This is a genomic window from Chryseobacterium potabilaquae, from assembly GCF_902728265.1.
GTDB classification, from domain to species: Bacteria; Bacteroidota; Bacteroidia; order Flavobacteriales; family Weeksellaceae; genus Chryseobacterium; species Chryseobacterium potabilaquae.
Map to the genome: position 1 here is coordinate 1 of NZ_CACVBR010000050.1, position 22,128 is coordinate 22,128.

Sequence of the window (22,128 nt, forward strand, 5' to 3'; positions counted from 1 at the left end):
TTTAGCACACAACTTAAGAAAGAAAGTGGCATAAAAATACACTTCTAATCAAAAAAATAATCCTAAAAAATAATATGTGTAGTTTATAAATAAAAACCGCCCCAGGGAAAATGAGACGGCTTCTTTTTATATGGATAAAGTTATAAAAGATAAAAAGCTTTAATTATCCCTTATAATTATAAAGAACTTTATAATATTCATCGGCCATTCTATCACTATTGAACTGCTCTTTAACATCATTCATAGAATTGTACTGAATTTTCCTCCATTTATCTGGAGTATCATAATAGGTAGGAAGGATTTCATTTTCTAAAATTTCATATAAGGCATTTAGATCGTAGTTATCTTGCTCGTAGATGCTCATATTCATATAATCTGCTTGGGTGACTACAAAAGAGTTTTCTCCATGTTTGGCAAATTCAGGAATCCAACCATCATCCGTTGAGAAATTTATAGAACCATTCATAGCAGCTGTCATTCCTGAAGTTCCTGATGCCTCTCTAGGGACTCTAGGGTTGTTTAACCATAAATCAGAGCCTTGTTTTAAAGATTTACTTAGAGATAATTCGTATCCGGTAAGCACTGCCATGTTTTTATGATTTTTACTCTCTTCAACCAAAGAATTAAAAGTAGAAATTGCAGTATAATCCATTGGATATGGTTTCCCAGCCCAAATAATTTGTATAGGATATTTTGTGTGATTCAGTAACCTATAAAATCTATCCTTATCATGTAAAAGTAAATCTGCCCGTTTATAGCCAGCAAACCTTCTTGCCCAAACAATGGTAAAAATGTTGGGATTAAATAAGTTCCCTGTTTGATCTGCCACAATTTTAAACAATCTTTTCTTTAAATGTTTTTTACGATAATCAAATAAAGTTTCATTATTTTCATCTTTAGCATTATACAAAGGTTTATCGCTCCAATATTTGAATTCCTGGGCATTGGTAATGGAAGTAATTTCACAAGTTCCAGGATATTTACTCCACATAACTCTTGAAACAACTCCATGAAGTTGGGAAACTCCGTTAGCTATTCTAGCCATTTTTAAGGCGCAGAGTGAATGATTAAAACGATCATCATCCGCACCTTCAATTTTTTTCACTTCTTCCATACTTGAGCCACAGAAATAAGACATATCATAACACAATTTTAAATTATGTTTTTCATTTCCGGCTTCTTCCGGGGTGTGAGTGGTAAAAACTAGTTTTTCTTTTACCTTACCTAGATCTCCATTATATTTTTTTAATAAATGAAACGCAGCAGGAAGCCCATGAGCTTCATTAAGATGATACACATCTCTTTCAACATTCATTTCATCGAGTAATCTTGCTCCCCCTTTTCCCAATAAAATGTATTGGGCAAGTTTTGTGGATTCATTGGCATCGTATAGTCTGTGGCAGATGGTTTTTGAAACATGATCATTTTCAGAAACATCTGTAGAAAGAAAAAACATTGGAGCTGTATTAAATATTTCGGGATCAAGATACCAAACCTTTACCCAAACTGGGGCGCTGTGGATTTCAATTTGAAATTTTATCCCCGTGTCTTCAAGAAAGCTGTAGAGTTTTCTTGTCCACACAGGTTGCAAAGTTTGATCGTGGTTTCTTGCTTGATCATAATACCCAAATTTCCATAGAATACCAATTCCTATAAGATCTTGTTTTAAATTATAGGCACTTCTCATATGCGAGCCTGCTAAAAAACCAAGTCCTCCAGAATATATCTTTAAAACCTGTTCAATAGCAAATTCCATTGAAAAATAAGCCACTCTCTTATTGTATTGCGGATTGATACTGTAGGGTATTCTAAAACTTTTAAAATCCATAAGTCACAATTTAACATTTAGATAAGTAAAGGTATTAATTATGAAAATAAACTTTACATTAATTATTTAATAAATTAAAACGAACAATGTGTTTTCAATATTTTTTTCATTACCTTTAGATAGTAAATTTTTGATAATCAAAAACTTCATAATGTGAAATTAGAGGTTTTATGTGTGTTTGATAATAATAAATAAAGTCACATGAAAAAGGCATTTTCTGATGAAGATTTAATCAAGAATCTTAGCTTGTACTACCTGAATCGACATTTGAAAAAAAAGCCGATAGAAAAGTACCATCGTAAAATAGATGAATCCTCTCTTCACGATCGTGAAAAGTATAAGAAAAAATCTGAAATTTTATTACTTAATTCTTTTATGCATCATTTTCCAGACGTGCAGTTTGAAAACTTTATCTGTGAAAGCCCTGATTTTATTGCTAAATTTAATGAAAAAAAGATAGGGATAGAGCTCACAGAAGTGATTAATCATTTGGAAATGAAAAAGGATGAAAGTAATCTAAATAAAATTTTCCGTCAAGCAGAAATATTATTAGAAGAAGAAGACACTACGAAGTATCGTGGTGTTTATTTTTTAGAATTTAATTCTACTATTAAGTTTGATAGTCTAGAGGATCAACAAGATATTATTCTTTCCATTTATAGAAGCATCAAAAAAAACAAACCGAGAGGGTATGTAAAAAGTATCAGAAAATCTTTTCACAGAAGAAATGTTTTTATAACTCATGAGTATAATATGAACTTGTTTGATGAGTTATGTTCGGAAAAAATAGTAGAATTAATCGAAAAAAAGAATGAAAAATTCCCGTATTATGACACATCGGTTGATGAATGTTGGTTAGTCATTGTATCGGATATGAATTCTATTGCTTCCAGATATACATTTATTCAGAATAAAGAACATTTAAAAGAGGTTAAAAGTCCTTTCGATAAAATTTTTCATCTCGAAAATTTGTTTGGGAATATCACAAGTATTAAGTGATTTGCAATTTTTTAGTTGAAAATTCAATATTAATTGGCAACAATCGAATATTTTTACTATTTATGATCGGTAGGGAAATCTAATTTTCAAAGCAGATCAATTTAATAATTATAAAAGGAATGGAACTCAGGGAAATAAAAGAGTGTCTACAGGAACGTATTGGTATTCTATAACTTGGAATGAAACAGATGGAAAGAATACACCGATTAAATATACAGGATGGGGTGATGGTGAAAAATAGAGAATAAAAAAATATCAATAATAATAAGAAATGATGCCGCTTCTCCGGAGGCGGTATTGTTTTATGGATGAAAATTATGTGTAAATAGTCAGTAAAAGAAGATATAGACAGCTAATACAACTAATAGATTGAATCGATTTACCATTCATATTAAAATTACTATCTTTGCACCCATTAAAATTCAGGAGTAAAAATGTCCCATTTTCATCGAACTGCCGCATTTCATACGCTGGGCTGCAAATTAAACTTTGCAGAGACATCTACTATTGCCCGTCAATTGACAGATGCAGGATATGATAAGGTAAGCTTTGATGAGAAAGCAGATGTGTATGTAATCAATACGTGTTCGGTTACTGAAAATGCTGATCGTGAGTGTAAGCTTCACGTAAAAAGAGCTATAAAAGCTAATCCTGAAGGGTTGGTAGTCATTGTAGGATGTTATGCACAGCTGAAACCTGAAGAAATTTCGCAGATTGAAGGGGTAGATTTGGTATTGGGAGCTAAAGAAAAATTTACTATTTTAAGTTACCTGGAGGATTTAGAAAAATCTGAAAGCAAGGGCGTTATACATTCTTGTGAAATTGAAGAAACTGATTTCTTTATTGGGAGTTATTCTATTGGTGATAGAACCAGAGCATTTTTGAAAGTTCAGGATGGATGTGATTATAAATGTACTTATTGTACCATTCCGTTAGCAAGAGGTATTTCTCGTTCAGATACCATTGAGAATGTTCTTAAAAATGCCACAGAAATTGCAGGAAAAGATATCAAGGAAATTGTATTGACTGGTGTCAATATTGGAGATTACGGAAAAGGCGAGTTCGGGAATAAAAGACATGAACATACTTTTTTAGATCTTATTTCTGAACTTGATAAAGTAGAAGGTATTGAAAGAATTCGTATCTCTTCGATAGAGCCTAACCTTTTAAAAGACGAAAGCATAGATTTGGTATCAAGGAGCAGAAGTTTTGTTCCTCATTTTCATATCCCATTACAATCAGGTTGTGATGAGTTGTTGAAAAAAATGAAACGACGATATCTTACAAAATTGTATAAAGATAGAGTAAGTAAAATTCGTGAGGTGATGCCCCATGCTGCAATAGGTGTTGATGTAATTGTCGGTTTTCCTGGAGAAACAGAAGAAAGATTTATGGAAACATACAATTTCTTACATGATCTTCCTATTACTTATCTGCATGTTTTTACCTATTCTGAGAGAGAGAATACAGAGGCGGTATCAATGGATGGGATCGTACCTATAGCTGAAAGAAAGAAAAGAAATAAAATGTTAAGAATTCTTTCTGAAAAGAAAAAAATGGCATTTTATCAAACCCAGTTGGGTAAAACACTTCCTATTCTTTGGGAGCACGAAAACAAAGAGGGAAAAATGTACGGTTTCACAGAAAACTATGTAAGAGTCCAAAAAGACTTTGATGCTGAATCAATTAATCAAATAGAGTTTCTAAATTTAGAAAAAATTCTGTCCGATGGCACGGTTTCTGTGCAATCTTCATTCGAAAGTTTTTTAGCAAAATCCTAGTTGTTTTGCTAAATTTCTACTAAATTTATTTTTAACCTTTAAATATAACATTCATGAGAGATAAGTTTTTATCTTGGGGGATTGTATTAGTTATTGCTACATGGGTGGTAGCATTGTTAATACGAGCACATTATTGGATACCTATTTTTTTATCTGCTATTTATGCATTAGGAGTTTACAATGCCTATCAGACTAAACATGCTATTTTAAGGAACTTTCCTGTGGTAGGTTATTTTAGATACTTTTTTGAAAGTATTTCACCCGAAATGCAGCAATACTTCATTGAACGTGAGACGGACGGTAAGCCTTTTCCGAGAAATCAACGGTCAGCAGTATATAGACGTGCTAAAAACCTTAGTGATACAGTTGCTTTTGGAACACAATTAGAAGTTAATCATAGAAAGTATGAAGGGATTAAGCATTCAATTTATGCTAAATCTCCAATGCAAGAACTTCCCAGGATATGGGTAGGAGGAGAACAATGTACACAGCCTTATCATGCTTCTTTACTCAATATTTCGGCAATGAGCTTTGGGTCCTTAAGTGATAGAGCTCAAATCTCTCTTAACAGAGGCGCTAAAAAAGGGAATTTTTACCATAATACTGGAGAAGGGGGAATATCCCCATATCATTTAGAAGGAGGGGATTTATGTTGGCAAATAGGAACGGGATATTTTGGATGTAGAGATAATGAGGGAAAATTTAATGCCGAATTATTTACAAAGTATTCAACATTACCCAATGTTAAAATGGTTGAAATTAAATTGTCTCAAGGGGCAAAACCTGGACATGGAGGCGTTTTACCGGGCGTTAAAAATACACCTGAAATTGCAAAGATTCGACATGTCACCCCTGGAATGACCATTATTTCGCCACCTTCACATTCGGCATTCTCTGATGCAGTAGGACTGTTAAAGTTTGTACAACAATTGAGAGAGTTATCAGGAGGGAAGCCTATCGGATTTAAGCTTTGTATTGGGGATACAAGAGAATTTGAAGATATATGCGTTCAGATGAATGTTTTAAAAATTTATCCGGATTTTATTACAGTAGACGGCGCGGAAGGAGGAACAGGAGCGGCTCCCCCCGAGTTTTCAGATGGGGTAGGGATGCCTTTAGAGCCCGCATTGATTTTCGTTAATAGAACTTTAAAGAGTTATAATTTGAGAGATAAGCTTCGAGTAATCGCAAGTGGAAAAGTTTTAACCAGCTTAGATATTTTGAGGGCCATTGCAATGGGAGCAGATATGTGTAATAATGCAAGAGGATTTATGTTTTCTTTAGGTTGTATCCAAGCTTTACGATGTAATTCTAATAATTGTCCAACAGGAGTAGCTACACAGGATAAAATGTTAATTAAAGGATTAGATGTTACGGATAAGAGTGAGAGGGTATATCATTTTCATAAAAATACACTTCATATGTGTAATGAACTTATTGCAGCAGCAGGAAAAAGTTCTTATGAAGAAGTCGATGCTGCTATGTTTATGAGAGGGGATGAATTTGATCATTTAGCTGATTTATATTTTCCCGATATTTTAGGAAATGTAAAGCAGAAATCCAGTTCATAAATAAAAATACCTACTTTACTAAGAAAGTAGGTATTTTTATTTTATCTGATTTGCTTAATTTAAGTACGAGGTTGTGCTTTGTACACCTGGAAATTAAATACAAATGTTCTGTTTCTAAAAGAATAGCCACTATAGTTGTAATGAGAGTCTCTTGCGAAGGCTGCTCTTGAAGGAACAATAATTACTCCTTGTAAATTGTAAGGAGCTCCATTCGGTAAATCAAAAGCTTTAAACTTTTGTAGAGCTTCATTAAAACCTTCGATCATATAGTAACTTTGTTGTTTAGCTGCATCTGTTTGAGCATTTTTTATCAGATCGTCCTCCTTTGAAATAAAGTAAAACTTAGGATCTACTAAAGGAGAACCTGTACCATCAAGGGGACTGCAATTGTACATCACTTGTGCCGATGTAAATGAGGTATTTCCATCGAGATTGGCTGCAAGATAGGTTTTAGCGCTCATCATGAGTGTTGTAACGGCTGAGTCTCCAATTACCGTTCCCGGATTTGAAGGATCAATATCTCCAGGTTGTGCTCCCATTCGCTGAATGTAAATAACACCAGATGGAAGTTTTTCTGGACTTAATTCAGATAATTTTTTGTAACCATCATCAGAAGTATCCGAACTATCGAATGCTTTTATATTTCCTTGGGCATCTAAATAGTTTCCATCTAGAAACTTTTGAATCGACTGATCATCATAGGAGTTCTGTACAGTAATATCTTCAGGTTCCTTATATGTTTCTACTTCATCATCTTTTTTACAAGACGAGAAGAACAAAGACCCTGTAAGAATATACAAAAATATTTTTCTCATTTCAAAAAACTTTAATTACTTTACAACTAATATAACGGCAAAAGTATAAAAAATTATGAGAATAGATAAATTTTTATGGAGTATTCGTTTTTATAAGACAAGGAGTATTGCAGCAGAGGAAATTAAAAAGAATAGAGTTTCTATTGGAGAATCTACTGTGAAGTCTTCAAAAGAGATAAAGGAAGGGGATACTATCAAAATTCGTAAAAATCAAATAGATTATAAAATTAAAGTTATTCAAATTCCCAAAAGCAGGATTGGAGCTAAATTAGTTCCTCTTCACATAAAGGATGTGACAGATAAAGAACAATATGAATTATTAAAACTTCGAAGGATGACTCAAGATTATTATAGAATAAAAGGAGAGGGTAGGCCTACTAAAAAAGATAGGAGAGATATGGATGAATATGTTGAGAATGATGTGTTATCAGATTTTACGGATTGGGATGATTTTTTCAGAAATGATGAGGATACAAATGGTGAGGATAGAGAAGAAAACGAAAATTAAAAGCTCTAAATTTAGAGCTTTTCTACTATTTCGTTAACAATGTCTTCAGGATCTCTAGCATCTGTATTGATACTAAATCGAGATAGGTTATAATATTGGTTTCTTTCGAATAAGTGTTTGGCTATAAACTCAGGAAGTAAATCATCAGAAATATGAGCTATAATAGGCCTCTTTTCTTTTTGTTTAGAGAGGCGTTCTACTAAAGTGGAAATGGATGCCTTTAAAAAAATGCTTACGGATTTTTGATTGATAATTTCCATATTATTATAATAGACCGGAGTTCCTCCCCCCAAACTTAATATAATATTTTCTTGGGTTGAAAGAATTTCTTCTAATATCTCTCTTTCTAGCTTCCTAAAGTAGATTTCTCCTTTTTTCTCAAAGATTTCAGGAATTGTTAACTCATCTCTTCTAGAAATCTCTTTATCGAGGTCAATTAGTTTAAAATTTATTTTTTCGCTTAAATTTTTGGAAATGTGAGATTTGCCACTTCCCATGTATCCAACTAGTGAAATTATCATGAATTTTTTTTAAACAAATTTGCGAAAAAGTTTTGAGATAACGAAAAAAGTCATATCTTTGCACCACTTAAAACAAGGGACATTACTTAAATGAAAACTTGATAAAATAAGTGGCCGACCTGGTAGCTCAGCTGGTAGAGCAATACACTTTTAATGTATGGGTCCTGGGTTCGAATCCCAGCCAGGTCACAAGCAAAAAATTACAAAATTGAGTAATTTATTGCCTGCGTGGTGAAATTGGTAGACACGCCATCTTGAGGGGGTGGTTTCCTAAGGATGTGCTGGTTCGAGTCCAGTCGCAGGCACTGCAACAAAAAATATAATTAGCAGTTGAAAGATATTAATTGATCAATACTAATTGTGGCCGACCTGGTAGCTCAGCTGGTAGAGCAATACACTTTTAATGTATGGGTCCTGGGTTCGAATCCCAGCCAGGTCACAGTTTACTGAAAAGTAAATTTTTTTCATATTAATATTTTGTGATTTGGTGTTTCAAAGGCTTCCCACAAGGAAGCCTTTGATTTTATATCACTTTAGGTGTATGTTATCAATTAAGCGAACTCCGTCTACAATAACTACAATAAAGGCTCTGTAGTTTTTATCTTTATAAATGGTATGAGTCTCTTTTAATGTTTCTTCTTCAGCAATCATGAAGTATTCAAGTTGCATTCCTCTTTGATGATCAAAAATTTCCCTAATTCTTTCCTTAATTTCAGGAATAGTTACTGTTTTGAACCATTCGTTGACTTTTTTTAACGATTCAAAAATAACTTTAGAATCTTCCCTTCTATCTTCATGTAGTCTTTTATTTCTTGAGCTTAAGGCTAAGCCGCTGTCGGCTCTATAGATGGCAACTCCTTTTATTTTAATGGGAAGTTTTTTCTTTTCGACAAGTTTTCGGATAATAGCAAGTTGCTGAAAATCCTTTTCTCCAAAATAGGCATTGTCCGGTTGTACCTGTTTGAAAAGTTCTTCAACAACAGTACCTACTCCATCAAAGTGTCCAGGTCTGGATTTTCCTTCCATTTCATTTTCAAGTCCATCAAAATCATAATGTATGCTTTCTGTCTTTTCAGGGTAAATGTCTATTACTTCAGGAATGTATACTGCATCTACTAATCCGGAGTTCTCTAAAATCAATATATCTCGATTAATATCTCGGGGGTATTTTTCTAAATCGACAACATTATTGAATTGAGTAGGATTTACAAAAATTGAAGAAATTACCAAGTCATTTTCCTTTTTTGCTTCTTTATATAGGGAAAGATGGCCGTTGTGTAGGGCGCCCATCGTAGGTGCAAACCCTATTTTCTTCCCCATCTCCTTTTGTCTTTCAATGAAATCTTGAAGAGTTTTTTTATTTTTTAGAACTTCCATAATTTATTTTAATAGTAATTCAAAAATACTAAAAAAATGATATAATAATATGCTGTTTTTATAAGTTAGAATACCTAATTTTCGTAAAAAAATGTTAATTAAAACAATGTTGGATGTTTTTTTGTAATTTTGCACATTAAAAGATTAAAAAAAAATAGATAGAAGTTTATGCCGAATCAAAAAATACTGTATATTACTACAGAGATGTTTCCGTATCAGGAAGATACAAATATGGCTACAGTGGTAAATAAAATGGCACTTAAGATGCACAATGAAGGCAATGATGTAAGAGTTTTTATGCCAAGATTTGGACAAATAAGTGAAAGGAAATTCCAGCTTCATGAAGTGATCCGACTTTCAGGGATGAATATTATCATTAATGATCTTGATCAGCCTCTTATCATTAAAGTAGCATCTCTTCCAGGTGAAAGGCTCCAAGTTTATTTTATTGATAACGAAGAGTATTTTAAAAGAAAAGAATATTATTTTGATGACAAAGGTGTTCCATTTATCGATAACGACGAAAGAGCAATTTTCTTTGCAAGAGGAGTTATTGAAACTATCAAAAAATTAAATTGGGTTCCCGATGTTATTCATTTGAACGGATGGATGTCATCATTTGTTCCAATTTATCTTAAAACGTACTATGAGTCCGATACATACTTTAAAGATGCTAAGATTGTATTGTCTTTATACAACGAAAAAGAAGCCGATCTAGATAAAAATATTGGAGAAAAATTAAAATTTGATAATATTTTGGGATTAAAAGCGTTAGATAATCCGACAATAAAAAGTTTTGTTATTGAAAGTATGAACTATGTAGATGCTGTAGTGAAAGGAGATGAGTTTTTAGATGAGGATTTGAATAAAGCCTTCATTGAAACAAATACTCCAAAATTTGAGTATCTTGATGTAGATTCTATAAATAAATTGTATTAAAAAACACATTTTAATGACTCATATTATTAAAAGATCTATCGCCATTTTTTCCATGGTGATTTTTGGAAGCGTTTTGCTTTATAATTGTGAACCAGACCCGGATTCTTTAGGGGAACAATTATTTTTAGATGGAGCAGCAACAGGTAATGAAGAATATTTTAACCTTATTGCTTATAATATCAGTAATAATGATAGTATAAGAAGTGATGCCGCCCAATTATTGAATACAGTAGGATTAACTACCTCGACCGCTGTTTTAGGAGCGGTAAAGGATGATCAATTTGGTAAACAAAAAGTATCTTATTATACTCAGGTAAGATTACCGTCATATAATCCGGATTTTGGAACAAATGCTGCAGTGGATTCTGTAGTATTAGTAGTAAAACCGTATTATGAAGGTGATTCTCTTACTACCAATACTTATGATGATGGCTTCCAATTTGGAGGTGAAAATGCTAAGAAGATTGTAAGTAGCTATCCTGCAAAAAAATATGGTAGAGCTAAAGCTCCTAAACTGACTATAAAAGTAAATGAAGTTGACGAATTTTTAAATGGTTTTTCAGATATTGCTTATTCCAACAAAGAGTATGCAACCGGGCAAGAAATTGGATCGGCTGATTTTACAGGAAATGTAAGTGCAGTAACTATTACCAAGGATTCTGATGGAAGTTCATTGTTTACATCAGCTGCCGGATATAGAATTCCATTGAGTTCTAGTTTCTTTAAAACAAAGATTATAGATAAAAAAGGTCAATCGGAGCTTAATGATATGTCTAATTTCATTAGATACTTTAAAGGGATTAAATTATCTGTGGTAGAAGATGATGCCTACTTGGTACAGTTTGATCCGAACGCTTTAGAAATGATCATGTACTATAAGTATGATAAAATAGAAAATGGTGTAAACACAAGACCTCAAGCTACGTATGCCTTCTCTTTAGCAGCAGGAAATGCTCATATTGGGAATTATAAATATGATAGATCTGGATTAACTGGCTTTCCAAATGTTACTGGAGATACAACTGTTGGTGACGAAAAATTATTTTTACAAGGAATGGGTGGTCCTTCAATAGGAATTAAAATTCCCAATGAGGAGCTTGATAAACTTAAAAAACTATATCAGGATAAAAAAGCAGCCATTGTAAGTGCTAAAATCAGAATGTATACTGATGGATCATGGACTAATAAATATGCGAAGCCTTCCTCATTTACCATTATTCAAAAAGATAAAGATTCTGGGAAAGATGTAAGTGCATTTACAACAGATTTACTTAATTTGGTGGGAGCTAATAACTTTTCGCTTTTTAAAGTATACGACACCGATAAAAATCCAACATATTATGAATTTACCGTTACAAAATCTATTAAAGACCTTGTAGAAGTAACTGGAGTAGATAATACTAATAAATTATTAAAAATAGACATAGGTAGTTTCTTATCGAGTTCAAGTGGGGTTTTAGGAGGATACCAATATACGTCTCGAGCATTTGCAGTAGAAAGAGCCGTATTTGTTGGATCTAGTGATGTAAACAATCCTAATAGAATCCAACTGAGAGTTCTTTACGGAACAAAATAAATTAAACAAACAAACAACAAAATACATTTGAAAAATTATGTGCGGAATAGTAGGGTATACAGGTTTTCAGGATGCTTATGATATCGTTATTAATGGTCTTAAAAGACTAGAATATAGAGGATATGATAGCGCCGGAATTGTTTTAGAGAATGGTAATAAGAAACTTGAAGTTGAAAAAACTAAAGGTAAAGTAGATGACCTTGTTAATATTTCTGGTAAACTGAAAGGGGTTGCCAAAATAGGAATGGGACATACACGCTGGGCAACTCATGGAGTACCAAGTGATAGAAACTCTCACCCCCATTTATCTAATAATGGTAAAATAGCAATAATTCATAACGGGATTATTGAAAACTATGATACGATTAAAACAATGCTTACGGAGAAAGGTTTTACTTTCAAGTCGGAAACAGATACTGAAGTACTTGTGAATCTTGTCCAATATTTTATGGATTTGAATTCTGAAACTGACTTTCCAACTGCAGTAAGATATGCTCTTAATGAAGTGTATGGAGCTTATGCAATTACAGTAATGCATGAGGATTTTCCAGGTGTTTTAGTTGTAGGACGATTAGGTTCTCCTCTCGCAATAGGGATAGGAGATAAAGAATATTTTATTGCTTCTGATGCTTCTCCTTTTGTAGAATTTACAAAAGAAGCTATTTATTTGGAAGAAGGACATATGGCTACTATTTCATTAGAGAATGGAGTAGATATTAGAACCATTAATGATAATTCTAAAATAGAGCCTGAAATTCAAAAGCTTAAATTAAGCTTAGAACAAATAGAGAAGGGAGGTTATGAGCATTTTATGCTTAAAGAAATTTTCGAGCAGCCGAAATCTATACATGATACAATGAGAGGAAGACTGTTGGTAGATGAAGGGGTTATTAAAATGGCAGGTATCTGGGATCATGTAGAAAAATTCAAAAATGCTAATAGAATAATCATCATTGCTTGTGGAACATCTTGGCATGCCGGACTTATTGGTGAGTATCTTATTGAAGAGTATGCTAGAATTCCTGTAGAAGTTGAATATGCTTCCGAATTTAGATATAGAAATCCGATTATCACTGATAAAGATGTTGTTATTGCGATTTCTCAATCAGGAGAAACAGCAGATACGATGGCAGCGTTGAAATTAGCTAAAGAAAAAGGTGCATTTATATATGGTATATGTAATGTAGTAGATTCCTCTATTGCAAGAATTACAGATGCTGGTTCATATACTCATGCAGGACCTGAAATTGGAGTAGCTTCAACAAAAGCATTTACAGCTCAGCTTACTATTCTTACATTAATTGCATTTAAGCTAGGTAAGCATAATGGAACTTTAGACAATACGAGTTTTATGAGTTTAATTGCGGAGTTGGATTTAATTCCGAAAAAGATCGAAGAAGTTTTGAGTACGACTCATGAGCTGGTTAAAAACATCTCAAAAGATTTTGTAAAAAGTACTAACTTCCTTTATTTAGGTAGAGGATATAACTATCCTGCTGCCTTAGAAGGAGCGTTAAAGTTGAAAGAGATTTCATATATTCATGCAGAAGGTTATCCTGCGGCAGAAATGAAGCATGGTCCTATTGCGCTAATTGACGAGAATATGCCTATTGTTATTATTGCTCCAAAGAAAGGGCATTATGATAAAATTGTAAGCAATGTTCAGGAGATTAAAGCTAGAAAAGGGAAACTTATTGCGGTAGTGAATAAAGGTGATCAGCAAGTGAGTGAAATGGCAGATTATGTTATTGAGATTCCTGAAACGTCGGAATGTTTTTCTCCTATTTTAGCCTCAGTACCTTTACAGCTATTAGCTTATTATATAGCTGTATATAGAGGAGCTAACGTAGATCAGCCAAGAAACCTTGCGAAATCTGTAACTGTAGAATAAAAAAAATCTCGTAAATAAAATAAATTTAGATTTCTTTCGTTATTTCAAAAAAAATCTTAAAAGTTTCTTAAAAAAATTATATATTTACGGCTTAATTATAAAAATTAACATGAAAAGGATATTTCTTTTATTATTGTCTGCGTCGGTAGCATCGGTATCTTGTTCAGGTGGTAGCTCTTCTGTGGGGAAGCCAGGAACTAAGGGAGAGCTAATACCAAAGGAAAAAGCTAAATCATTTGTTGCGGAAAGACCATATGGTATGGTTGCCATTCCTGCAGGCTCATTTGTTGCTGGTTTAGCTGATCAGGATCCAACCAGTACTCCTGAAAAAGCTTCTTTGAAAACCGTGACGGTTTCGTCTTTCTTCATGGATGAATCGGAAACTACTAATGCAGAGTATAGGGTTTTTATTAGTTATGTAAGAGATTCTATCGCAAGAACTTTGCTTGCTGAAGCAGCAGGTGAAGGAGGAGACGGTAGAGGTAAGGGAACTGGTATAGGTGATTATGCCTACCTTGCTCAAAAAGAAGAAAACTTAACACCTTATCAAGAATATCTAGAAGGACAAGGAGGAAGAGATGATGGAGGATACGATGCAAGCAAGAGATTAGATTGGAAAGTTCCTTTGCATTGGAATACATCTAGATATCCAGATGTAGAATATGCAGAAGTACTTGAATCTATGTACTTACCAGCTTCTTCTAGGATAGGTAATGAAAGAATTCTTGATGTTAGTAAATTGAAATATACTTATAGATGGGGAGATATGGATGCTGCTTTGGCTGATAAAGAAAGAGGAGTAAACTATCTGAGAAGTGAAAGTATTGCTATTTATCCTGATACAACTGTTTGGGTAAAAGATTTCCACTTTGCTTATAATGAACCATTATTCGAACAATATTTTTGGCATAAAGCCTATAAAGATTATCCTGTTGTTGGAATAACTTGGGATCAAGCAAGAGCGTACTGTAATTTCAGATCTAAGTTAAAATCAGATTATAACGAAAGCTTAAAAAGAAAAAAACAAAGACCTATGCAATTCCGTCTTCCTACGGAAATTGAATGGGAATATGCTGCCAGAGGAGGAATGCAAAATGCAACTTACCCTTGGGGTGGACCTTATTTAATGGATGATAGAGGTTGCTATTTGGCTAACTTTAAGCCTAAGAGAGGTAACTATATGGAAGATGATAAAAAGGGTACTTATACATATACAGCTCCAGTAAAGAAATTTAAGAAAAATGGATTTGGTTTATTTGATATGGCTGGAAACGTTTCTGAATGGACAGAATCTGCATATAATAATTCTTCCTATGCTTTCTCTTCTACTTTAAATCCATCAACTAAAGATAAAATCGATACAAAGAAATCTGTAAGAGGTGGCTCTTGGAAAGACGTTGGTTACATGTTAATGACAGGTGCAAGAGATTGGGAAAGAAAAGATTCAGCTAGAAGTTATATCGGGTTTAGAACAGTACAGGATATTCCTGAAGCTGCTGTTAAGCCAAGAAGAGTTAACAGATAAATCAACTAGACAATTTTTCACAATACATTATTTTTATTTAACATTAAAAAACTAACTTATATGTTTAAGACTAAAGATGCTTGGATGAATTTCTTTTATTCATTCGGTGCTGCGATTGTAATTCTTGGAGCTTGGCTTAAAATTACTCACATTAATTTAGGACCAATTAGTGGTAACGTTGCTCTTACTGTGGGTCTAATTACAGAAGCAATTATCTTCATCATTTTTGCTTTCGACCCTCCAAAAACTGAAGAGTCTTATGCTTGGGAAAATGTGTATCCTGAATTGTTAGATAAACATGCTAATCCCAATCCATTACATTCCAATATATCAACAAGAAATACGGGAGCTCAATTTGCAGAATTAGAAAATTCTCTTTCTAATAAGCTGGATAAAATGTTGGAAGATGCTAAATTGGATGTTCACTTATTTGAAAGATTAAGAAGTGGAATTGATAAATTCTCAAATTCAGTAGACCAAATCAATCAAACTGTTGATGTATCTGCTTCTACACATAAATATAATGAGCAATTAAACAAAGCTGCTCAACATATGGAAAGTATGAATGCTTTATATACAATGCAATTAGAGCATGGTCAAAGACAAGCAGATTCTGCTAGAAAATATGTAGATGACATGCAAAGATCTATTGAACATTCAGAAAAATTCAATCAAGAACTACAAGGTTTAACTTCTAATCTTAATAATCTAAATAGAGTTTATGGCGGTATGTTGACTGCGATGAAGTCTTAATTCTCAAAACCATTTCTAAAATTAATTTTTAATCTAAAAAACAAGAAAAAAGAGAATGGCACAAGGAAAACAGACTCCACGTCAGAAGATGATCAATCTAATGTATTTGGTGTTCATCGCTATGATGGCATTAAATATTGATGCTGAGATTATCAGGTCATATTATGATTCTACGGTAGCATTAAAAGAAACTCGTTTATTAACAGAAAGAAAGAACGAAGATATTTTTGAAAAAACTCTCGAAGCTAAAGCACAACAAGTACCTGATACTTATGCTGAGCCATGGGGGCAATATCTAAAATTGAAAGAGAAAATTAATGCGTTAGTATCACATGCAGATCAAATCAAAGATAAATTAAAAAAAGAATCTGAATTTGTAGAAAAAGACCCTAAGACAGGTAAATTAGTTGATGTTAGTGAAAATTTTTCAGCTCTTAATAATAATGAAGCAACTACAACTTATTTCTTTAAAGATGGAGATGAAAATTCTTCTTCAAAAGGGGCATCTGATTTAAAGGCAAAGATTGATGATATCAGAAATTATATTAATGCTACATTCAAAAGTAATTCTCAATTGAAGGATCTTATTGATAGAGCTAATAAATCTTTAGTTGCTGAATATCCTAAAGGTCAATCGCCAAATAATAAAACGTGGTTACAGAATAAATTCTATCACCAACCATTAATTGCTGCATTGTCTAATTTAGAAATTATTCAAAATGACGCTAGAAACTTGCAATCTGATGCATTAGCATTATTATTACAAGAAAAAGTAGATGCCAACATTAAGTTTACAAGTTATGAAGCTATAGTTTCTGCGCCTGTAGATGTTGTTGCTGGTAAGCCTGCTGAAGCTGTTATTATGTTAGGAAACTATTCCAACAGTAATAAAATTAATATTTCTGGAGTTAGCAGACAAGAGAATGGTAAAGGATATGCTGCACTTAATACAAGTAGTATTGGTGCTCATACATTAGCTGGTAATATTACATTAACAGATGCTACAGGTAAAGCTCAAAGTTTCCCTTTCACTCATACATATAATGTAATTGCAGGTCCTCAAGAAGTAAAACTTCAAAAAGGATTACTTTTATCAGCTGATAAAATGAATGTAATGTATAGAGGGCTTGATAACCCAGTTTCTGGATCTATATTAGGTGCTGACAATGCTAAGTTATCATTATCTGCTCCTGGAGCTTCAGTAAGAGGGACAGGACCTGGTAAGTGGGATGTAAGACCTGGTGCAGGAAATATTCTTAAGCTTACCTTATCCGGAACAGATCCTTATGGAAAATCTATCTCTCAAGTGTTTGAGTATAGAATTAAGAATGTTCCACCTCCTCAAGGACAAATTAGAGGTAAAAATGTCTTAACAATGCCTGCAACATCAGTAGAAAATCAATCTCTTTCGGCTGTAATACCTGATTTTGATTTCCCTGTATCATTTAATGTGACTTCATTTATGGTAAGAGTTCCTGGTAGAGCATCTATGCAAATCCAAGGTAATTCATTACAGAGTGCAGCAGGTTTATTTAGAAATTTAAGACCTGGAGATGGTGTTTATATATTTGAAATTAAAGCAGCGGCTACTGGATTAGGCGATCAAAAAATTCCAAATATTTCACCAGTATTAATTAATATCCAATAAAAAACGTTTATGAAAAAGTATAGTAGCAGTCTTTTAATTTTAGTTTCTGGGTTTATGTTTTCCCAGACGATTCTAAACGCTTCGTCTCCGGAAGAGTTCAGAAAAATGAGATCTGAAAACAAAATTAAAGTTGGAGATAGCTTAGTTGATAAGAAAACGAAGCCATTGGAATATGGATATGTTGATGAGAAAGACATTTTAAAAAGTATATATGTCTGGGAAGTTATTGATATGAATGACAAAATCAATCAGCCATTCTATTATAATAACCCTGATGGTTTATTGTCAACAGAAACTAAATCTCTTTATAAACTTCTACTGGATGGAGCTTTAAATGGTGAAATTTCTGAGGTTTATGATGACGAAAATTTTGTAACAAGATTGACTCCTCAACAAATCAAAGATAGATTGGTAAGTGTGCGAGTGGATGATGAAGCCGTTAATATTTTAAATAGTGGACGTCAACTTACTGATCAAGAAAAGAAAGAACTTACCGATGTTTACGAAACAACAACTGATAAAGTTAAAGTTTTAAAAATCTATGGTATGTGGTTTATTGATAAAAGAGATGGAGAGTTGAAATATAGACCGTTAGGAATTGCAGCAATGGGTCCTGATCCACAGATGATTGGTAGAATGGGTCCTGATGGGCAGCCTTTAGAAGGAGCTAATGATCTTATTGACTTGTTCTGGGTATTTTATCCTAATGCAAGAGAAATTTTAGCCAATAATTATGTATTCAATAGAAAAAATTCTTCAGCAGATTTATCTTTTGATGATCTAATTAATGCAAGAAGATTCTCTTCAGTAATCTTTAAATCGTCAACTGGTCTTGGAGATGGTGTAATTAAAGACTATGTTCCTAGAGATGCGGATGATCAAATCGAAGAGAGTGATAGAATTAAGGAGCAGATTCTTGAAATGGAAAATGAAATGTGGAATTATTAAATTTCACTTGATATTTATACAAAACCTGAGTATTTTTACTCAGGTTTTTTTATTATGAAAAATGTAGATTATATTATTGTAGGGGATGGATATGCAGGATTATTTTTTGCACATCAATTGGTTAAACATCAAAAGTCTTTCGTTATATTTTCGGAGAGTAAAAAGAGTGCGTCTCAAGTTTCTGCAGGGGTGATTAATCCGGTGATATTGAAAAAATTCACTACATTTTGGAAAGCTCAAGAGCAAATAGATTTTTTAAAAAAGACTTTACTTGAGATAGAATCATATATAGGACAAAATTATCTGTTGGATGCTCCTATACATAGAATATTTCACGATGAAAATGAACAAAGGCTATGGCTAAAAAAATCAGAAAATAGTGATCTTAGTAATTTTCTTAATAGAAAAATAGAACAAATAGAGGGGGTAAAAAATGATTATAATACAGGAAAAGTAAATTACTCTGCCAGGCTTGAAGTAAATGGTTTTTTCAAGGGTTTATTGAGTTTTTTTGAAACTAGAGATCAACTCGTAAATGAAAAGTTTGATTATTCTCAATTAAATACTTCAAAATCCTCATATAAAGATTTTTCTTTTCATAATATTGTTTTTTGTGAGGGAATGGGTGTGAAAGAAAATCCTTATTTTTCTGATATTGCCGTTGTACCAAATAAAGGACACCATATTAAAGTAGAAATTTCAGAGAGTATACCTGAGAATATTACAATTAAAAAGAAGCATTTCTTGTTTCCCACTCACGACGGATTATATTTTTACGGAGGAACTTATGATAGAGAACAATTACATCATTTTGTGGATGATTCTGCTGTGGAGCAACTTATCAATGGGCTTTCGGAATTTTATCCTTATGATTTTGATGTGAAAGAAGTTAATTTTGGATTTAGACCTACCGTAAAAGATCGAAGACCTATTATAGGAAAACATTTTAATTACGATAATATTTATGTTTTTAATGGTCTAGGAGCACGAGGTATTCTTAATGGATGTTACTTTTCGAAAAGTTTATATGATTTTATTGAAAATAAAATTCCTTTAGATAAAGAAGTTTCTTTAGAACGATTTAAATAGCTTATATTTTTAATTGAAGAGAATTGATCATCATTATGAATGAAAATATATTAGGAATTACTGCTGCAATTCTTACTTCCGCCTCTATGTTACCTCAGCTTATAAAGATTTTAAAAAATAAAAATGTTGATGATCTTTCATGGATAACACTTTTGATTCTGATTGTAGGTGTTTCTTTATGGGTTTGGTATGGAATTATTAAAGACGAGCTTCCTATCATTTTATCTAATGCCTTTTCGGCATTGATTAATATAACATTGCTGATATTTTATATCATATTCAGAAATAAATAAGTCTAAAATACCTAATGTTATAGATTTTACATTATTGAAACATTTAATAAGAGGCCATTTTGGTTGATTTTGGATTTTTATTATTTTGTTTATATTGAAAAATAACCATATCATAATCTTTGTTGAGAAAAATAATATTACCTTTAATATTTGAGTATTGATATTCTGCGTCAGATGCAGTATAATCAGGCAGATTATTACTTTTCTTTAATTCATATGTTTTTCCATCCAAATGGATCGTGGCAGTATTGTTTGAATTGTTGATAATAACTTCCAATTTATCTCCAAAATTATCTACAAAGACATTTTTTGTAATATCCTCGGTATTCGATGTAGAATTGAGGGTAGTCGAGATATTCTCAATGTCTTTTCCAGGGTGTTTACATGCTATTGTTAAACAAACAACGAAGCCCAACATTATAAGAAGTAATGATTTTTTCATAATAATTAGTGATTTGTAAATATTTCATGAATAGAATTTAGTGTATTATAAATTTACAACTATTTTATGTATATATGTTAATTTTGTAGTAATTATTTGTTTTTAATTGAACGAATTGTAGGTTTCTTTATAATGCTCTAGCATGTAAAAAAGAGACTGCCTTTTGAGACAGTCCCCTCCTTTTTTTTCATGAGTTTGTGTATTAGAATCTATTATTGAATAGTAATTTGACTAAGGTTAAAAAAATAATTGATTGCTTTTTTATAGTTTAATTTTTGTTTGTCAAGTTGTTACATATAAATGATTATACGATCATTTGATAATAATTTGGTTTATATCTTTTTTGTTTTAATAAGGTGGAATAACTGCCGCTAGAGGCATTATCCCTTGAAATCATCATTTTTCTATTAGCATTGTTATGTTACTATTCGTACTAATCTATGATGATCCTTTATGTATAAATAGCAATTTGTGCATGTAAAGAGTGACAAGATATAACGGTTTCAAAAACTTTCTCATAATATGGGATATGTTTCATGTTTTGGTTTCAGTGGAAAATTAATATTTGATATTTAAAATTTAAAATAGGACAGAGTCTTTGGGACTATTGTATGCTTACAAAAATTCTGTTTCAATAGAAATAATCAATAAAATATAATTCACTACATGGTTATTTATATGAGCAAATATACTAAATTTAATTATCAATTTTAAAATAAATTATGAATTAAATACTATTTTTTTAATGTATATGTTTATTTTTATCGTTATCTCTGATTTGTTATTGAGTAACCTGTATGAGATGGATATGCTTTTAATTACGTTATTGAGAGGTGTTTTTGTTTTTTAAACTATAATGAATTTACGAGTTTTCAGATTATTTAAAACTCCGTTAAATATTGTTAATATATAAATAATCATAAAATTATTTAAAAACTTATAGAAAGTATAACTTAAATTTGTGCCTGGAAAATGAGAAACTGTATAATATATTTTTTGGTGAGTCTCTTTACACTATTTATAGTGGAAAGTAAAATCAATGTCAACACTTTTCAGAATGACCATAAAGGTCATGTTTCTCATCATCACCATATTCCTCAAAGGGAAAATCGTGTAAATCAGAATTCTATTCAACAATCTTTGGACGAATTAGCAAATGCATATTCAGGGGATCTTGAAGAAGATGATTTTAAGATAACTAGTACTTTACAAACAATTGTTGTTTTTTCAAACATTTTTAGTTTAGTATATGTATTTGGTTTAAAAAGCTTTAAGAAAAAAAGGCCCAATATTAATGCCTTTTTGTCAAATCTTTCTGTTGTCAAAAGATTTATTCTGATGCGTTCAATCAGAATTTAGAATTTATTTCCGGCTCAATTCGAATGAGGAATGTTATGCGTTGTGTTTGTTGGTAATCTTCACATCGTAGCTATTCTTATTACCATTTTCATTTTAAAACATTAACGATTTATTTAAACTCTAGAATTATGATCAAAAGAGGGGCGGCAAGGATTCCTGCGTTAAACAGCCATCTTTACTATAATGTATTACATAACAGCCAGTTGTGTTTATGGAAATTAAATCAATTTTATAACTTCTAATACCATATTGTTTTGTAATAGTT

19 protein-coding genes and 3 tRNA genes are annotated in these 22,128 nt (G+C 32.1%); 17 read left to right on the forward strand and 5 right to left on the reverse strand.

What is annotated here, in order from left to right; translation table 11 throughout:
* Positions 1-163: 163 nt before the first annotated feature.
* The gene (glgP, locus tag CHRY9293_RS16755; RefSeq protein WP_162034035.1) at positions 164-1,828 is read right to left on the reverse strand and encodes an alpha-glucan family phosphorylase; all 1,665 of its coding nucleotides are present in this window, start codon (positions 1,826-1,828) and stop codon (positions 164-166) included.
* A 201-nt stretch (positions 1,829-2,029) separates the two neighbouring features.
* Between glgP and CHRY9293_RS16760 the strand changes: the two genes are divergently transcribed.
* The 3 genes from CHRY9293_RS16760 (at position 2,030) to CHRY9293_RS16770 (ending at position 6,179) form a co-directional block, all read left to right on the forward strand.
* Positions 2,030-2,827 (forward strand): hypothetical protein, encoded by a 798-nt coding sequence (locus tag CHRY9293_RS16760; protein WP_162034036.1) that lies wholly within the window; start codon positions 2,030-2,032, stop codon positions 2,825-2,827.
* A gap of 434 nt (positions 2,828-3,261) precedes the next feature.
* Positions 3,262-4,608 carry a tRNA (N(6)-L-threonylcarbamoyladenosine(37)-C(2))-methylthiotransferase MtaB gene (gene mtaB / locus CHRY9293_RS16765; protein WP_162034037.1) on the forward strand — a complete coding sequence of 449 codons (1,347 nt, stop codon included), beginning with the start codon at positions 3,262-3,264 and terminating at the stop codon, positions 4,606-4,608.
* Positions 4,609-4,661: 53 nt separating this feature from the next.
* A complete protein-coding gene (locus CHRY9293_RS16770) occupies positions 4,662-6,179 on the forward strand; it encodes an FMN-binding glutamate synthase family protein (protein WP_162034038.1) in 1,518 nt (505 codons plus the stop codon).
* A 59-nt stretch (positions 6,180-6,238) separates the two neighbouring features.
* On the opposite strand, the gene CHRY9293_RS16775 is transcribed toward CHRY9293_RS16770, so the two are convergent.
* Positions 6,239-6,994, reverse strand: a complete 756-nt coding sequence (locus CHRY9293_RS16775) for a hypothetical protein (protein WP_162034039.1) — start codon at positions 6,992-6,994, stop codon at positions 6,239-6,241.
* A 55-nt stretch (positions 6,995-7,049) separates the two neighbouring features.
* On the opposite strand from CHRY9293_RS16775, the gene CHRY9293_RS16780 reads away from it, so the two are divergent.
* Entirely contained in the window at positions 7,050-7,502 is a 453-nt protein-coding gene (locus CHRY9293_RS16780) for an RNA-binding S4 domain-containing protein (protein WP_122548160.1), read from the forward strand.
* An 11-nt stretch (positions 7,503-7,513) separates the two neighbouring features.
* Here the strand turns inward: CHRY9293_RS16780 and CHRY9293_RS16785 are convergent, their stop codons facing one another.
* Complete coding sequence (locus CHRY9293_RS16785; protein ID WP_162034040.1) at positions 7,514-8,023, reverse strand: shikimate kinase; 510 nt, start codon at positions 8,021-8,023, stop codon at positions 7,514-7,516.
* A gap of 116 nt (positions 8,024-8,139) precedes the next feature.
* Here CHRY9293_RS16785 and CHRY9293_RS16790 point away from each other — a divergent pair.
* The 3 genes from CHRY9293_RS16790 to CHRY9293_RS16800 all read left to right on the forward strand — a co-directional run bounded on the left by CHRY9293_RS16790 (position 8,140) and on the right by CHRY9293_RS16800 (position 8,462).
* A tRNA-Lys gene (locus CHRY9293_RS16790) sits at positions 8,140-8,212 on the forward strand.
* Positions 8,213-8,245: 33 nt separating this feature from the next.
* Positions 8,246-8,328, forward strand: a tRNA-Leu gene (locus CHRY9293_RS16795).
* Between the two features lie 61 nt (positions 8,329-8,389).
* A tRNA-Lys gene (locus CHRY9293_RS16800) sits at positions 8,390-8,462 on the forward strand.
* A gap of 89 nt (positions 8,463-8,551) precedes the next feature.
* Here the strand turns inward: CHRY9293_RS16800 and panC are convergent.
* The gene (panC, locus tag CHRY9293_RS16805) at positions 8,552-9,400 is read right to left on the reverse strand and encodes a pantoate--beta-alanine ligase (RefSeq protein WP_162034041.1); all 849 of its coding nucleotides are present in this window, start codon (positions 9,398-9,400) and stop codon (positions 8,552-8,554) included.
* Positions 9,401-9,568: 168 nt separating this feature from the next.
* Here panC and CHRY9293_RS16810 point away from each other — a divergent pair, with 168 nt between their 5' ends.
* The 9 genes from CHRY9293_RS16810 to CHRY9293_RS16850 all read left to right on the forward strand — a co-directional run bounded on the left by CHRY9293_RS16810 (position 9,569) and on the right by CHRY9293_RS16850 (position 20,062).
* A complete protein-coding gene (locus tag CHRY9293_RS16810) occupies positions 9,569-10,339 on the forward strand; it encodes a glycogen/starch synthase (RefSeq protein WP_162034042.1) in 771 nt (256 codons plus the stop codon).
* 13 nt (positions 10,340-10,352) lie between these two features.
* Positions 10,353-11,915, forward strand: a complete 1,563-nt coding sequence (locus CHRY9293_RS16815) for a DUF4270 family protein (protein ID WP_162034043.1) — start codon at positions 10,353-10,355, stop codon at positions 11,913-11,915.
* Positions 11,916-11,952: 37 nt separating this feature from the next.
* Positions 11,953-13,806 (forward strand): glutamine--fructose-6-phosphate transaminase (isomerizing), encoded by a 1,854-nt coding sequence (gene glmS / locus CHRY9293_RS16820; RefSeq protein ID WP_162034044.1) that lies wholly within the window; start codon positions 11,953-11,955, stop codon positions 13,804-13,806.
* A gap of 109 nt (positions 13,807-13,915) precedes the next feature.
* Complete coding sequence (gene porK / locus CHRY9293_RS16825; RefSeq protein WP_162034045.1) at positions 13,916-15,331, forward strand: T9SS ring complex lipoprotein PorK/GldK; 1,416 nt, start codon at positions 13,916-13,918, stop codon at positions 15,329-15,331.
* A gap of 60 nt (positions 15,332-15,391) precedes the next feature.
* Complete coding sequence (porL, locus tag CHRY9293_RS16830; RefSeq protein WP_122548153.1) at positions 15,392-16,084, forward strand: type IX secretion system motor protein PorL/GldL; 693 nt, start codon at positions 15,392-15,394, stop codon at positions 16,082-16,084.
* Between the two features lie 55 nt (positions 16,085-16,139).
* Positions 16,140-17,732 (forward strand): type IX secretion system motor protein PorM/GldM, encoded by a 1,593-nt coding sequence (gene porM / locus CHRY9293_RS16835; protein WP_162034046.1) that lies wholly within the window; start codon positions 16,140-16,142, stop codon positions 17,730-17,732.
* A 9-nt stretch (positions 17,733-17,741) separates the two neighbouring features.
* Positions 17,742-18,680: a type IX secretion system ring subunit PorN/GldN gene (gene porN, locus CHRY9293_RS16840; protein ID WP_122548151.1), complete on the forward strand. Its 939-nt coding sequence runs from the start codon at positions 17,742-17,744 to the stop codon at positions 18,678-18,680.
* Positions 18,681-18,734: 54 nt separating this feature from the next.
* On the forward strand, positions 18,735-19,769 hold the full coding sequence (locus CHRY9293_RS16845; RefSeq protein ID WP_162034047.1) for an NAD(P)/FAD-dependent oxidoreductase: 1,035 nt from the start codon (positions 18,735-18,737) through the stop codon (positions 19,767-19,769).
* 35 nt (positions 19,770-19,804) lie between these two features.
* Positions 19,805-20,062: a SemiSWEET transporter gene (locus tag CHRY9293_RS16850; RefSeq protein WP_122548150.1), complete on the forward strand. Its 258-nt coding sequence runs from the start codon at positions 19,805-19,807 to the stop codon at positions 20,060-20,062.
* Positions 20,063-20,105: 43 nt separating this feature from the next.
* On the opposite strand, the gene CHRY9293_RS16855 is transcribed toward CHRY9293_RS16850, so the two are convergent.
* Positions 20,106-20,504 (reverse strand): multicopper oxidase domain-containing protein, encoded by a 399-nt coding sequence (locus CHRY9293_RS16855; RefSeq protein ID WP_162034048.1) that lies wholly within the window; start codon positions 20,502-20,504, stop codon positions 20,106-20,108.
* 1,023 nt (positions 20,505-21,527) lie between these two features.
* Here CHRY9293_RS16855 and CHRY9293_RS16860 point away from each other — a divergent pair.
* Positions 21,528-21,863, forward strand: coding sequence for a hypothetical protein (locus CHRY9293_RS16860; protein ID WP_228455578.1), 336 nt, complete (start codon positions 21,528-21,530; stop codon positions 21,861-21,863).
* Positions 21,864-22,128: the final 265 nt, after the last annotated feature.